This window comes from Paraclostridium bifermentans (assembly GCF_019916025.1).
Lineage (GTDB): Bacteria > Bacillota > Clostridia > Peptostreptococcales > Peptostreptococcaceae > Paraclostridium > Paraclostridium bifermentans.
Window position 1 is genome coordinate 1770726 of record NZ_CP079737.1, and the last position, 14488, is coordinate 1785213.

The 14488-nt window shown below is 26.4% G+C and carries 13 protein-coding genes and 1 other annotated feature; of the genes, 4 read left to right on the forward strand and 9 right to left on the reverse strand.

The window, feature by feature from the left end; all coding sequences use genetic code 11:
• Positions 1 to 121 precede the first annotated feature (121 nt).
• Positions 122 to 389, forward strand: a binding site (T-box leader).
• 98 nt (positions 390 to 487) lie between these two features.
• The 3 genes from KXZ80_RS08545 to KXZ80_RS08555 are packed head-to-tail and all read left to right on the forward strand — an operon-like array spanning position 488 to position 2558.
• Positions 488 to 1279 (forward strand): amino acid ABC transporter substrate-binding protein, encoded by a 792-nt coding sequence (locus tag KXZ80_RS08545; protein WP_021433066.1) that lies wholly within the window; start codon positions 488 to 490, stop codon positions 1277 to 1279.
• A 9-nt stretch (positions 1280 to 1288) separates the two neighbouring features.
• A complete protein-coding gene (locus KXZ80_RS08550) occupies positions 1289 to 1900 on the forward strand; it encodes an amino acid ABC transporter permease (protein ID WP_021433067.1) in 612 nt (203 codons plus the stop codon).
• Between the two features lie 10 nt (positions 1901 to 1910).
• On the forward strand, positions 1911 to 2558 hold the full coding sequence (locus KXZ80_RS08555) for an amino acid ABC transporter ATP-binding protein (RefSeq protein ID WP_021433068.1): 648 nt from the start codon (positions 1911 to 1913) through the stop codon (positions 2556 to 2558).
• A 266-nt stretch (positions 2559 to 2824) separates the two neighbouring features.
• On the opposite strand, the gene KXZ80_RS08560 is transcribed toward KXZ80_RS08555, so the two are convergent.
• The 7 genes from KXZ80_RS08560 to KXZ80_RS08590 all read right to left on the reverse strand — a co-directional run bounded on the left by KXZ80_RS08560 (position 2825) and on the right by KXZ80_RS08590 (position 9324).
• Positions 2825 to 4117, reverse strand: coding sequence for a sensor histidine kinase (locus KXZ80_RS08560; protein ID WP_038285238.1), 1293 nt, complete (start codon positions 4115 to 4117; stop codon positions 2825 to 2827).
• A gap of 219 nt (positions 4118 to 4336) precedes the next feature.
• Positions 4337 to 5533, reverse strand: coding sequence for a NupC/NupG family nucleoside CNT transporter (locus KXZ80_RS08565; protein ID WP_021433071.1), 1197 nt, complete (start codon positions 5531 to 5533; stop codon positions 4337 to 4339).
• Between the two features lie 233 nt (positions 5534 to 5766).
• A complete protein-coding gene (locus KXZ80_RS08570) occupies positions 5767 to 6093 on the reverse strand; it encodes a hypothetical protein (RefSeq protein WP_021430476.1) in 327 nt (108 codons plus the stop codon).
• Between the two features lie 137 nt (positions 6094 to 6230).
• Positions 6231 to 6923, reverse strand: coding sequence for a YczE/YyaS/YitT family protein (locus KXZ80_RS08575; RefSeq protein WP_226883777.1), 693 nt, complete (start codon positions 6921 to 6923; stop codon positions 6231 to 6233).
• A 35-nt stretch (positions 6924 to 6958) separates the two neighbouring features.
• Positions 6959 to 7699: an elongation factor P 5-aminopentanone reductase gene (gene ymfI / locus KXZ80_RS08580; RefSeq protein ID WP_021430478.1), complete on the reverse strand. Its 741-nt coding sequence runs from the start codon at positions 7697 to 7699 to the stop codon at positions 6959 to 6961.
• Positions 7700 to 7835: 136 nt separating this feature from the next.
• A complete protein-coding gene (locus KXZ80_RS08585) occupies positions 7836 to 8552 on the reverse strand; it encodes an SDR family NAD(P)-dependent oxidoreductase (RefSeq protein WP_021433073.1) in 717 nt (238 codons plus the stop codon).
• A gap of 52 nt (positions 8553 to 8604) precedes the next feature.
• Positions 8605 to 9324, reverse strand: a complete 720-nt coding sequence (locus KXZ80_RS08590; protein WP_021433074.1) for an SDR family oxidoreductase — start codon at positions 9322 to 9324, stop codon at positions 8605 to 8607.
• A gap of 140 nt (positions 9325 to 9464) precedes the next feature.
• On the opposite strand from KXZ80_RS08590, the gene KXZ80_RS08595 reads away from it, so the two are divergent.
• Positions 9465 to 9812 carry a winged helix-turn-helix transcriptional regulator gene (locus KXZ80_RS08595; protein WP_021433075.1) on the forward strand — a complete coding sequence of 116 codons (348 nt, stop codon included), beginning with the start codon at positions 9465 to 9467 and terminating at the stop codon, positions 9810 to 9812.
• Between the two features lie 24 nt (positions 9813 to 9836).
• Here the strand turns inward: KXZ80_RS08595 and KXZ80_RS08600 are convergent, their stop codons facing one another.
• Positions 9837 to 10814 (reverse strand): HD domain-containing protein, encoded by a 978-nt coding sequence (locus KXZ80_RS08600; protein ID WP_021433076.1) that lies wholly within the window; start codon positions 10812 to 10814, stop codon positions 9837 to 9839.
• 85 nt (positions 10815 to 10899) lie between these two features.
• Positions 10900 to 14469 carry an AAA family ATPase gene (locus KXZ80_RS08605; protein WP_021433077.1) on the reverse strand — a complete coding sequence of 1190 codons (3570 nt, stop codon included), beginning with the start codon at positions 14467 to 14469 and terminating at the stop codon, positions 10900 to 10902.
• Positions 14470 to 14488 lie beyond the last annotated feature (19 nt).

The following is a 14488-nucleotide window of genomic DNA, read 5'->3' on the forward strand; positions in this document are numbered from 1 at the left end:
AAGCTCAATTTGAACTTTATTGTTAAGCATATATTTGAATAAAAGTTAATTTAAAAATAAAAAATATATTGACATATAAAAAAAATAGCTTTATTATTTAAATCAATAACAAAATCTAATTTTAAATGCTATGAAAAGAAATAGTAAAAGTAATTATCTTTAACAGAGAGCTACCGTTTGGTGAGAGGTGCAATTGATTTTACTTTGAACACATCTTTGAGCTGAACACCGAAAGGATATTCTCTTAGTAGGCTGATTCCGGATTCCCTGCACCCGTTATAGTGCTAGAGTATAAGCAAATATTGTTTGCCGTACTCAAAGAGGTTAGTATCGCGAGATATTAATAAAATAGAGGTGGAACCACGTGAGATTTAACTCCCGTCCTCTAGCATTAGCTAGAGGATGGGAGTTTTTTAGTTTATTTCATTATGCGCGCAAAGAAATATACTCAAATATAATTTTAAATTTACTATTAAGGAGATATTACATGAAAAATTTAATTAGAGTTTCAAGTTTGTTTTTATTAGTCTTTTTAGCCATTTTATCATTAACTGGATGTTATAAATCTAGTGAAAACATAAAAAAGCATAATGAAGATACAGTTATTGTAGGTTATGATAATACATTTGTACCTATGGGTTTTTTAAACAATAAAGGAATTCCCTCTGGTTTTGACATAGATTTAGCAAAAGAAGTTTTTTCTAGACTAAATATGAATGTTAAATTTCAAAATATAGATTGGTCAATGAAAGATGTAGAATTAAATTCAGGAAATATTGATATTTTATGGAATGGTTATACATTAACTGATGAAAGACGTGAGAAGGTTGATTATTCTAATCCTTATTTAAATAATAATCAAGTTATTGTTACAATGAAAAACTCATCTATTAAGAACATAGACGATTTAGAAAATAAAATAGTTGCAACTCAGCAAGGAAGTTCAGGACTTGATATTCTTGAGAAAGATGCTAAATTAGTAAATACCTTTAACAACAAGGCCCCTATACTTTACGATACTTTTGACAATGCTTTTAGAGATTTAGAATCTAATAGAATTGATGCAGTGGTAGTAGATGAAGTTTTAGCTAAATATTATATATCTAAATCTAAAAATAATAATTTTAAAATTTTAGATGATGTTTTAGGTAAAGAAGTTTTCGTAGTTGGTTTTAAAAAAGGCAATATAAAGCTTCGTGATAAAGTAAACAATGCTTTAGATGAAGTAAAACAAGATAAAACATTCGATAAAATTTATAATAAATGGTTTAACCAATAGGAGGTTCTTATGTTAGAAGGTTTAAAATTGGTTTTAATAATATTTTTATTTACGCTTATAATTTCAATACCCCTAGGAGTACTAATTTCATTTTGCAGACTATCTAGTTTAAAATATCTAAAATTTTTAGCTACAACTTACTTGTTAGTTTTTCGAGGAACTCCACTACTACTACAATTAATTTTTATATTTTATGGGTTACCTCTTATAGGCATTGTATTTGATAGATTTACAGTTGCATTGCTTGCTTTTTCATTAAACTACAGTGCATATTTTGCAGAAATTTTTAGAGGGGGAATTCAGTCAGTAGATACAGGTCAGTATGAAGCTTGTCTAATGTTAGGACTTGATAAAAAGCTCACTTTTATAAAAATAATTCTTCCTCAGGTTTTTAAAACTATTTTATCTCCAATATCAAACGAAGTTATCACCTTAATAAAAGATACTTCTCTTGTATATATTTTAGGGTTGAATGATATTTTAAGAATAGCTCAAATAAATTCAAATAGAACTTTAAGTTTAATTCCACTGATAGAGGTTGGAGCTTTGTACTTGATATTAATATTTATTTTAAGTAACATATTCAAAACTTTAGAACAAAAACTTTCATATTATAATTAGGAGACATAAAATGATAATAGTAAATAATTTAAATAAATCCTTTGGTAGTACTACGATTTTGCAAAATACATCTTTAAGCATAGATCCAGGCGAAATATGTGTTTTACTTGGAAAATCTGGTAGCGGTAAAACTACTTTACTTAGATGTATATGTGGACTTGAAAGCTTTGATAGTGGGAAAATAATTATAAATGGGAATATTGTTAATAGTTATAAAGATATATTGAATTTAAAAGGCGAGATTGGTATGGTATTTCAAAATTTTAACTTATTTCCTCATATGTCTGTTTGTGAAAATATAACTTTATCTCCAGTAAATATTTTAAAACAAAATAAATTTGATGCAGTTGAAAATGCACTGTCTTTATTAAAGAAATTAAAATTAGAAGATAAGTATAATGCTTACCCTTTTGAACTTTCCGGGGGGCAAAAACAAAGAGTTGCTATAGCTCGTGCATTAGCTTTAAATCCTAAAGTATTGTGTTTAGATGAACCTACATCTGCCTTAGACTCATATAATATAGACATTTTAAAAGAAATACTTTTCATCTTAAAAGAAAACAAAACATCTATATTAATAGTTACTCACGATAAAAATTTTGCAAAATCAGTTGGAGATAAAATTATTACTATGGAAAATGGATGTATACAAATTTAATTTTTACAATTAAAAGGATATTATGATTTTTAGTCTAATATATCTAATATAATAGTTAATTAGATTTAATAGTATAAGTTAAATTTAAATGTAGGGGGCTATTTCATGGTAGTTTTTACTTTGTTTTTATTTTTATTTTTTTTATTTTATATGTATTGTTTAAAAAACGAAAAACTAATACTTCAATACGAAGCATATGATTCTAATTATTAATTTTAAAAAAATAAAAGACTATATAATAGATTTTCTATTATATAGTCTTTTATTTAGTTGGTATTAGTTATATGTTTTGCAAATGGTACTTTAATGTTAAATTCAGTTTCCATATTGTCACTTTCTACATCTATCGAGCATTTATAACCTTCTAATAACTTTTTAATTGAATATAGTCCATATCCTCTATTTTCACCTTTAGATGAATATGCCATTTCAAATATTTTTTTAGTATCTTTTATTTTTGAACCATTATTCTTTATGCATATATTATAATAACTTTCTTCTTCGTAAATATCTACATGAACGTATTTGTAATCTTTTTCAGAAAATTTCAGCTCATCAATTGCATTATCTATTATATTTAAGAGTATAGAACTTATTTCTGAATCTGTTAATTCTATATTTTCTAGTATACTATCAATACACGCAGTCAAATCTATATTATATTTAGATGCTCTTAATTTTTTCGTATTTAATATAGCATCTATGCAGTGATTGCCCGTAACAAAATCGACAGATACATTACTATCATAATCTGCCATGCTTAAAATATATCTTCTTGCATCTTCAATTTTACCACTTGTAACTTGCATAAGAATTATTTGCAAATGATTCATATAATCATGTCTTTGAATTCTCAGTGCATCTACACTATCTTCCATTTGTTTTAAGTTTTTTTCTATTAAACTTTTTTCTAGTTCATTTAGAGCTTTTCTTTTATCATAATTTATTACCATAAAAATTAAGACAATCAGTATTAATATTAATGATAGCACTACAAAAATCCTTGCTATAATTTCTGCATCGTAGTGCATTCCACTAACACTGTATAAAAGTAAAATTAAAATTCCAATTATAGCCATTATTAATATGCTTACATATAAAAGTACTTGTTGAGCGTACTTATTTTTTTCTGATATGCTTTTTAAATCCATAGTTTTCTTAAAATATTTATACTTTATTAGCTTCATAAAAATAGCCATAAATAAAATAGCCATATAACATGCTAGAATTCTTAATAGTGGATTATTCAATATAAAATCAAGGTTTACTCCCATAACATTTATAAGAGTAATTGTTATTACTTCTGATGTCATTCTTATTCCTAATACTATAGCAGTTATAATGAATGATTGGGCTATATTAAAATTGCTAAAAACCTTTACAATTATGGCTGAAGCAATAAATAGTAAAACATTGCTGACTCCTAAAGGAACATTATTTTTCAAAAAATACATTACCAATATATACATAAATGACATATATACTATATCTTTCCATTTAATATCTTTAATTGCTATTCCAATAGAACAAAACATAACTAAAGCTTCTGGGATACCCATTAAAATTATATTTAAAATGCTTATATTAATCACCCCTTACACAAGCCTCTATTTATCATCATTTTTTTACATTTATCTACATTTTCATATTAACATATCTATAATATTTTTACTACAATTTAAATATAAGTTTATAACTTTATTTCCTATGTTTTTCTTGTAACTTAACTATTTTTCAAAAAATAAAAAAAGATTTGAGTTAACTCAAATCTTTTTTTATTAGAATAATAATATTAAACCAACTATCATAGCTGATAAAGTACTAACTAAGAAACCACCTATCATACCTCTAAATGCTATGTTAGATATCTCTGTTCTTCTTTCAGGACAAAATACTGATATTCCTGATATACAAATACCTATACTTGATATATTTGCGAAACCTGCTAAAGATATTGATATAACTAGAGCAGTTCTAGGATCAAGTGTATTGATTATTTGTCCTAAGTCCCCAAATGCTATGAATTCATTTAATACCATTTTACTTCCTAGTAATTGTCCAGCTGTTAATACATGTGAAGGATCAAGTCCCATTAATAATGCAAGTGGAGCAAATACATATGATAATATTTGTTGTAAAGATAATCCTACTATCCCTAAACCACCATTAACTAAAGCAACTAATCCTGTTATAGCTATTAATGCTGCTCCTATACCAAATGCCATTTGCATACCATTAGTAGCACCTTCTGATATAGCTGACATTATGTTTGTATGTGCACCTTTTCTATCCATTTCTACCTTTTCAACAACTTCTTCATGTTGAGTTTCAGGTATTAATAGCTTAGAAACTATTATACTACTTATTGGAACTAACGCTCCTGCTATAAGTAAGTTTTCCATAGGTATTCCCATTCCTACATATCCCATTAAAACAGTAGCTGACATACTTCCCATACCAGATACTAAAACTAGCATAAGTTCACTTGTAGTCATTAAATGTAAGTATTTACTTACAAGTATTGGAGATTCTGTTTGACCTAAGAACATATTAGCAACTGCAACAAAACTTTCTACCGCACTTGTTCCTAATACCTTTTGTATTGCACCACCAATTACTTTAACTATAAAGTTTATAATTCCTAAGTAATAAAGAGCTCCAACTAATGCTCCTATAAATACTATATTTCCAAGAACTGATATTGCAAATATGAATCCACTTTTTCCATCAGCTAATGGTCCAAATACGAAAGTTAAACCTTCCATTCCATAACCTAATACGCTAGTTACAAAGTCAGAAACTACTTGTACAACAGTTCTACCTATAGGGAATTTTACTAGGAAAAAGGCAAGTACAAATTGTATTAGTAAAGCCTTTCCTATCAATTTCTTGTTTACCGACGATTTGTCAGAAGATGCTAGGTAAAGTCCAGCTAATAACACTATGATTCCTAAAATGTTTAAAATTATTGACATAGCTTTCTCCTTTTTCTTTAGTTTTCTCAATAATATATTATACACTATTTTCGACATTTTTCTACCACTTTTTGATTATTTTTACAATTTAATTTATTTATGTGGTTTAATTAGTCATTTATACTACTTATTCTCTGCATTTTTGAGGTTTTTATTTATACTTTATGTAAAAATGGGATATCATAAATATCCCATTTTAGCTTTTAAGCTTCCAGCTTATTTTAACTATATTCTCAATGTTTTTTTTGATCTATTGCTAATCTATTTGCTGCAAATAAATTTATATTAGAAAAAGCATCAACGCTAACATTTGGCTTGTATATAATTATATCTCTACAAGCTATATATTTATGATGGTGTATAACACTTACATTAGAAATTAATCGGCTTATATTATTATCTAGTAAATAATCTACTATTCTACCTAAATTCATTTCAGATGTATTTTTAACGTAAAAATTTTTAGTATTTGTATCAAAAATCAATATATTTGGAGTGTTATTTATATCATTACATACTTGAAAACTTTTTTCATCTTTTATTGGTATACATATTTTCAATGTAATTCCTCCTTATTTTTAATTCTTTGCTATAATATATGAAGTTTTTTTATCAAAGGTGTTATTTTTTCTACAAATTACTTAATTTTCACGCGCCAAAATACAAATAAAAAAAGAAAGCATAGCTTTCTTTTTAATTAATGTGAATTTTCATCTGCATTTGTCTGATTTATACATTCTTTGTAAGAGTCATTAAAGAGTCTATACTTTATACACTTAATATCATCCAGTATATATCTATGTTTTATACTATTTGTGTCAAACTTACAAATTTTAAATGAATATTCTATAAATAATCCAAATACTAAGGTAGTTATTACTGTGCCTATCCCAACACTTCCCCCTAGTATAAATCCAAATATAAGAGCAAACATTTCTATACATGTTTTGATTGTTTTAACTGGTCTTTTTGTTTTTTTATGAAGAGCTACCATTAACCCATCTCTTGGTCCACTTCCATAACCAGCTCCTATATAAATTACACAACCAATTCCTATAATAAACATCCCTATAAATAACATTATAAACCCAATAACTATATTTGTTGATGTAGGGATTATATTATTTATCATAAAAAAGTCCATAAATATTCCAATTAAAAGCATATTTAAAATTGTTCCGATACCTAAATTTTCACCTAAAAACATATCTACTATAACAACTATTATTCCAAGTAGCATACTCGCCTGCCCCATAGTAATTCCTAAATTTTTTGATAATCCATGATGAAATGCATCCCAAGGTGATAATCCTAAATTGGCCTGTATAGTTAAAACTATTCCAATTGAACAAACAAATAAACCTATAACTAACCGTATAAAGTTTTTCATTCCATGCTTCATTATATTCGCTCCTCTATTTTGATTTAAACTATAACAAAACCTCCATTAGGACTTATAATTTGTCCTGTTAAAAAATCTGAATTGCTACTTGCTAAAAATAATGCACACTGTGCTATATCATTAGGTGTCCCAAGCCTCATTAAAGGAGTTTCTTCTTTTAGCATTTCAAGAGTATCATCTGATATATTGTCTAACATATCTGTTTTTATAACTCCTGGAGCGATACAATTCACTTGAATATTTGAAGGGCCTAACTCTTTTGCTAGCGCCTTAGTCATTCCAATTATAGCAGCTTTACTAGTAGAGTAATGAACCTCATAAGATCCGCCAACCATTCCCCATATAGACGATATATTTATTATCTTTCCACTCATTTGAGGTATCATATATTGCAAAGCTTTTTGAGTTGTGAAAAATACACTATTTAGGTTTGTATTTATTACCTCACTCCATTCTTCATAGCTTATGTCTGTAAATAAATTTGTTCTACTAATGCCTGCATTATTAACTAAAACGTCTATACTTTCAAATCTTCCAATGCAATAGTTTACCATGAAATTTACTTCTTCTTTTTTTGAAACATCTGCTTTATATGTATCTACTGACAGCCCTCTACTTTTTAAATCATTATATAGTTCTAAAGCTTCTTTCTCTGAATTATTATAATTTATTAAAACATTATAATCATTTTCAGCAAACAAAGTAGCTATAGCTTTGCCTATTCCTCTAGATGCCCCTGTAACTAATGCTGTTTTTTTATTCATCAACCTCTCCCTTTCACATAAAATTTCAATATTCAATCCCTATTATATATGAATACCTATTATAATAAAAGAAATATAGTATAAGTATTAAAAAAACATACTAAAGCCAAAGTAAAAATTTGGCTTTAGTATGTTTTTAGTCATATATCATTTTTTTAGTCATGCCACCATCAACAATTATATTACATCCATTTATAAAATCATTTTCATCATATGTTAAAAATAGACAGGTATTTACTATATCCTTTGGTTTACCTACTCTTCCTGATGGATGAATTTTATGATCACTTTCACTTAATCCTTCATAATCTTGAGTCTCTATCCATCCAGGACTTATTGCATTAACTGTTATTGGAGTATTCGATAATGATATAGCCATTGTATTAGTTAAAGATATAAGTCCACCTTTAGATGCTCCATAACTTTCCCATCCAGCTTCATTTTGATTAAATCTAGTAGATGCTATATTTACTATTCTTCCATAACTTTCATCTTGATTAGCTTTTATAAATTCTTGAGAACATATAAAACTTCCTCTTAAATTTACATCCATCACTTCATCAAATTCACTTAAAATTATATCATATATAGATTTATTAAACTTACTTATAGCTCCATTATTTATTAATATATGAGTAGTTTTATATTTTTTTACGACATCTTCGAATATATCTCTAATTATTTTTTCATCCTTTAAATCTGCTTTATAAAAAATTATATTCTTATTTTCAAAGTTATATTCTTCAATATCTATCGCTATAACTAATGCATTTAACTTTGCATACTCTGTAGCAATAGCTCTTCCTATACCATTACTTGCCCCTGTAACTACTACAACTTTATTAGTATACATTATATTATACTCCCTCCCCACTTTTAACAGTTTACATAATTTAATTATTTTATTAATCTTCTTGTTTAGTCTTTGCTATAACAATTTCTCTTATACATACATCTTGAGGCTGATTGTAAGCAAACTCTACGCAACTTGCTATTTTTTCTGGATCAAGACCTGCTTCTATAGTTTTTTTCCATTCATTATAATTATCTTTTATATTCATATCTGTTGTATGTGATAAAAGAGGAGTTTCTACAACACCTGGAGCTATAGTTATAACCCTTACATTTGAGCTTGCAACTTCTTTTCTCATATTTTCTGTTATTGCATGTACTGCAAATTTTGTACCACAATAAACTGAATGATTATCAAATGTCTTTCTTCCCGCTATAGAACTTATATTAATTATTGTACCTTCATTTCTAGAAACCATATCATTTAATACAATATTAGTTCCTGTAAGTATACCCTTTATATTTACATCTATCATATTGCTCCACTCTTCATAACTTTGTGTATTAGGTTCTCCAAGTAACATTATACCAGCGCAGTTTACTAGACAATCAACCTTTCCAAACTTTCCTTCAGCTTCTTTTATTGCTTCTTTCATTTTTTCTATATTTGTTACATCCACTGATTTACATAAAGAATTAGGTAAATTTAATTCTTCCATTTTGTCAAGTCTTCTAGATAATAATAATACCGGGTGACCATTATTAGATAATTTTTTTGCTATTTCTCTTCCTATTCCTGAACTTGCTCCTGTTATTGCAACTAATTTTTTCATACATAACCTCCATATACCTGTTTTTATTATGGAATAATTATATATTCTTTGATAATATATTATAAGTACGCACATAATTGTTATATAGTGAAGTATAAGTAACTATTGTGTGATTTCAAGAGATTCATTGGAGGAAATTTATGAAAAAATCTACATTAACATGCGAAATAGAAATAACACTAAATGCTATTGGAGGTAAATGGAAACCTTTAATACTTTATTATTTAATAGAAGAAGGAACTAAGAGATTTGGTGAAATCCAATCATTTATTTGCAATGTATCTCATAAAACCTTAACTAATCAACTAAGAGAATTAGAGTCTGATGGATTGATATCTAGAACAGTTTATCCAGAGGTTCCTCCTAGAGTTGAATATAGTATAACAGATAAAGGTATGAGTTTATACCCAATACTTGAGGCAATGTGCGAATGGGGAGAAAAAAACTTAACTGATAAATATGAACTTATAAACCCTCAGTGTAAATAATTATAAAGGTGTATTAATACACCTTTATAATATTTCTATGTATACACCCTTGTCCATTTTTAATTTTGCATTTGTATTTATAAGTTCTACACAATTGTCTAACTCTGATAACGAATATAATTTACCACATATACTAACTCCAGGATCTATAAGTCTTGTTTTCCCTTTTATAAATATATCGTATTTATCTTCATTTATCCTAAGTTTTACGTTTTTGTTTAATGATTTCATTAGACTTTTTATTTTATTATTTTTAGATCTGTTGAGTATGTCTATTACTTCATTATCTGTTTTTAATATATCTTTTAAATTCAACTCATTCTCATCAATTGCAATTTTTATTGCTTTAGATAACTTATCATAAGAATATCCATTTATAGGATTCATAAAGAAATCTATAACCTCTGTATAGTATAGATCTAAAAACCACCTAGCTGACTCTATATCCTTTGTAACAATTTCTCCATTTAATACTTGTATGTTTTTTAAAAACTCATTTATTTCATTTTTATTAGTAAACCCGTATTTATACATATCCCTTAAAGTATAATCAACTCTATCCGCACATAATTTAGGTGCTTTTTTTTCTAGTATCGTCCATTTCTCTTCATTTTCTAATATTTCTTTAAAGTCATATCCATACTTATTTAATATATATGGAATTTTAGAATTTATTACAACTTCATCAAATATAAGTTCATGATAATCTTCATCACTATTATTAAATACAAAATCTATTACATGTGAAAATGCAGTATGTGATATATCGTGAAGCAATCCCGCTATTTGCTCTTTTAAACTCCCTCCCAACATCCTAATTAATAGCATAACACCAATTGAATGTTCAAATCTATTTACATTTAATTCTTCTTTAATTAAATATGTAGCCCCTACCTGATGTATATGCTTTAATCTTTGTACTGCATCACAATTTATAAGCTCTATTAAAACATCCTCTAATTCAAACTCTCCATATATGTAATCTACTATCTTATTTTCCATATAACCCTCCTTTATAATGTCTTATAGCTTTTTATATTATATCATACAAAATAAAAATGCTAGGTTTTACCCTAGCATTTTTATTTTATATACTACTTATAAGTTTGTATTTTAGTATCTTAAATTCATCTTCATCTATTATATTTAAATCCAATAAATTTTTTAATTTTAATAGTTCATCTATTTGAGATACTTCTGAGTATTTTTTAATTTCTTTATCTCTACTAGGAATTATATCTAATTCAATTGAATTTATTTTATTTTCTTCCTCAATATGTTTTTGATTTAAATTTTTATCAATAAATTCTTTTTTTCCTTTTAATATATCTGCTTTTTCTATAGTATTTATATCCTTTGGATTTACTTTATTATCATATACTCTACAACTTTGAATTCTCACAAGAGTATCTATATAACTTTTTACCATAAAAGCATTTTTTAAAAGTATATTTTTATTATTATACAATTCATTCATTGCATTTTTCAGCGTTTCATAACTTTCTTCATTTAAAATAAATCCTTTATTGTCCAAAGTATCTAAACATATTTCATAAAGTTCTTCTTCATTATATCCATTAAAATCTAAGTATAAAGGAAATCTGTAATTAAGTGATTGATTTTCTAATAATATTTTATCAATTCCAACTTTATTACCTGATATAACTAGTATTATTTTACTTTTATTTTTATCTATAAACTTGATAAGCATAGATACTATTTCATTGTAATTATATTCATTAATAAGTAAATCAAACTTATCTATTAAAACTACTTTACCTATAGACTTATTTAATATATCTTCTAGATCCATACCACTGTTTATACTAGATACTATCTCATCTTTATCTATTTCGACTATACTTTTAGCTTTTATAAGTCCTTTGCTAAAATACATTTCAGATAAAATACTTAAAACTCTTTTTTTGCCTGTACCTGTATCTCCAGTAAAGATAATATTTTTATATTTATTTATTCTACTTCTCTTTCCTATCTTTTCTCTTTTTTCTTCTATCTTCATTAGTTTATACTGACTTCTTAAAAATTCTTTAGCTTTACAATTACCTTTTAAGTTATCTAATTTTTCTTCTAAATCAAAAGTATTCTCATAATCTGACATGTTTATCTTTTCTATATCTTTAACCGTTATTAAATTCATTTCATAAACACTTATGTCTTCTTCAGCTATTCTAATACTTTGATTTCTAATCAAACTTTCAACATAATTTCTTACCATTCTACCATTTCCTGACTGTGAATCGGCCTCTTCATATATAGCCTCAAAACTTGTTTTTAAAGCTGTATATGCATTTTTAGACAACTTAAATCCTTTATTTTCAATTAATTTTATAGCCATTTCTAGCAACTCATTTGGATTATAATCCTTAAAAACTGTCCATATAGGAAATCTTGACTTAAGACCTATATTAACATCAAAAAAGTCTTCCATTTCTTCTTCATATCCAGCAAGTATAACAACTACGTCTTTTCCGTAGTCTTCAATTAATTTAAGTAATGTTTCTATAGCCTCTCTTCCTAGTGAATCATTAGCTAATGTATAAGCTTCATCTATAAAAAGCACTCCACCTATAGCTTCTTTAAACTTCTCTTCTGTCTTTTTAGATGTTTGTCCTGGCAGTTCAGATACAAAGCTAGATCTATCTGTCTCAACTAGTTGTCCTACTTTTAAAAGTCCCATACTATTTAGCATCTCTGCCACTAATCTAGCAATACTAGTTTTTCCTGTACCAGGATTTCCTGCAAACACCATATTTAAATTTTGTTCAATTTTTGTACTTACTCCTGCTGATTTTCGCTTTTCTTGAGCTACAATTAGTTTATATTGACTTCTTAATAAATTTTTAACTTCTGTTAATCCAACTATTGAACTTAGTTTTTCTTCAAGATCAAATTTAGTCTTTGCTTTAAAGTTAAAGTTATCTCTCTCTAGTAAATCTATTTGTTTAGATTTATCTGTTAAATATTTTTTAGAAGCATCCAATATAGCATTTTCAACTATATTTCTAACAAATCTTGCGTTTCCTAAGTCATTTTTACCATTTATTTGATTCTTTGCAAATAAATCTATTAAATCATGTTTTACATTTTTTGCAATTCTATATCCCTTTGATTTTGCAATATTTAATGCAATTTCATACATCTGTGTAGGAGTATAGTCTTCAAAATGAATAATGTTTGGGAATCTTGATTTAAGACCTGAGTTAAATGTTAAAAATTCGTCCATATCTTTTTCATATCCAGCTAAAATAACAACTAAATCATCTCTATTGTCTTCTACTCCCTTAAGTAAAGCATCTACGATTTCTTTTCCTACTTTATCATCATCACTTTCACATAATGAGTATGCTTCATCTATAAATAAAACGCCTCCTATAGCAGAATTAATTATATCTATAGTTCTTTTTGATGTATCAGCTACATTTTCTGTAACAAAGTCAGCTTTACTAACTTCTCTGTATACTCCTTTTGATAAAATTCCTAGAGAATTTAAATATTCAAATGTTATTCTTGCAGCGTTAGTTTTACCAGTACCTGCATTTCCTGCAAAAATCATATTTAAAGATATATTAGATGTCTTAAGTCCTAAACGTTCTCTTATTTTTTGAACTTTATAATTGTTTTTAACATTATTTAAAAATATTTTTAAATCTTCTATCCCTATTATAGAATTTAATTTATACTCAGCTTCTTCTACTGTAGGCATTGAATATTCATTTAAGTTCAATTCTTCATCATTTATTTTGCAATATATATCATTATCTTTAACATATATAAGCGCATCAGTTATAGTTTTTAATCTCTCTTCTCTTATTAAATTCGTTAATGGCTTACATAGTTTATAAGAAACATATTCACTTATTCCAAAATTGGAGTCTTTTTGATATGTTTCTTGAAGGAATCTACATATTCCAAAATATTCATCACCCTTATCATCTTCATTTATATCTAGAGTTATTTTAATATTAAATTCTTTTTCTACATTTCTAATAGTTTTTAATACTTCTCTTTTTACTACTTTATTTCGTTCATTTCTATTTAATGGTTTTGTATGTAGAGTTTTGTCTATATTCAATTTAAATTGTTCATTAAAATATTTATCTATTTCAAATTCTTCATTGTTGCTAATATACACTAAAAATTTATTATGACAAACAATTTTATCTATAGTACCTGTTTCCTCATTATCTGCTTTAACTAAAAACTTATTTTTTATAATATAATCATCATTTAGATTTAGACATGTATTTGGATATAAGCTTGATAATACTTTTAAAATTTCTCCACTTGCTTTTTCTATATTTTTAAACATTACACAAGCTGAATCTGAACTTAATTTTTCATACAAATCTGTTAAAAAAGCATTATACCCTAAATTAAAATTATATGATCCTAAATCAATTTCATCTACTTGTGGATTATCTAATAAGTCGGTACCTTTTAAATTTTCAAATATTCGTCTTATACTAGTTTTTTTAGCAGTTTCCTTTTCTCCAACTAAAACTAAAATACCTTTTTCATTGTTTGAGAACTTATAGTTAAAGTAGTTGCATAAATCTTTAATAAATTCATTTTGTCCTATAAGTTCTTTTTCTAGGCTTTTTTGTATCTCTGTAAACTTTTCATTTATATTTATCATTTTTATCCCCTTTCTAAGA

Coding starts and splice junctions, on each gene's coding strand:
- KXZ80_RS08545 (WP_021433066.1), top strand. CDS start 488: ATGAAAAATTTAATTAGAGTTTCAAGTTTGTTTTTATTAGTCTTTTTA.
- KXZ80_RS08550 (WP_021433067.1), top strand. CDS start 1,289: ATGTTAGAAGGTTTAAAATTGGTTTTAATAATATTTTTATTTACGCTT.
- KXZ80_RS08555 (WP_021433068.1), top strand. CDS start 1,911: ATGATAATAGTAAATAATTTAAATAAATCCTTTGGTAGTACTACGATT.
- KXZ80_RS08560 (WP_038285238.1), bottom strand. CDS start 4,117: ATGGGTATCCCAGAAGCTTTAGTTATGTTTTGTTCTATTGGAATAGCA.
- KXZ80_RS08565 (WP_021433071.1), bottom strand. CDS start 5,533: ATGTCAATAATTTTAAACATTTTAGGAATCATAGTGTTATTAGCTGGA.
- KXZ80_RS08575 (WP_226883777.1), bottom strand. CDS start 6,923: ATGAAAAACTTTATACGGTTAGTTATAGGTTTATTTGTTTGTTCAATT.
- ymfI (WP_021430478.1), bottom strand. CDS start 7,699: ATGAATAAAAAAACAGCATTAGTTACAGGGGCATCTAGAGGAATAGGC.
- KXZ80_RS08585 (WP_021433073.1), bottom strand. CDS start 8,552: ATGTATACTAATAAAGTTGTAGTAGTTACAGGGGCAAGTAATGGTATA.
- KXZ80_RS08590 (WP_021433074.1), bottom strand. CDS start 9,324: ATGAAAAAATTAGTTGCAATAACAGGAGCAAGTTCAGGAATAGGAAGA.
- KXZ80_RS08595 (WP_021433075.1), top strand. CDS start 9,465: ATGAAAAAATCTACATTAACATGCGAAATAGAAATAACACTAAATGCT.
- KXZ80_RS08600 (WP_021433076.1), bottom strand. CDS start 10,814: ATGGAAAATAAGATAGTAGATTACATATATGGAGAGTTTGAATTAGAG.
- KXZ80_RS08605 (WP_021433077.1), bottom strand. CDS start 14,469: ATGATAAATATAAATGAAAAGTTTACAGAGATACAAAAAAGCCTAGAA.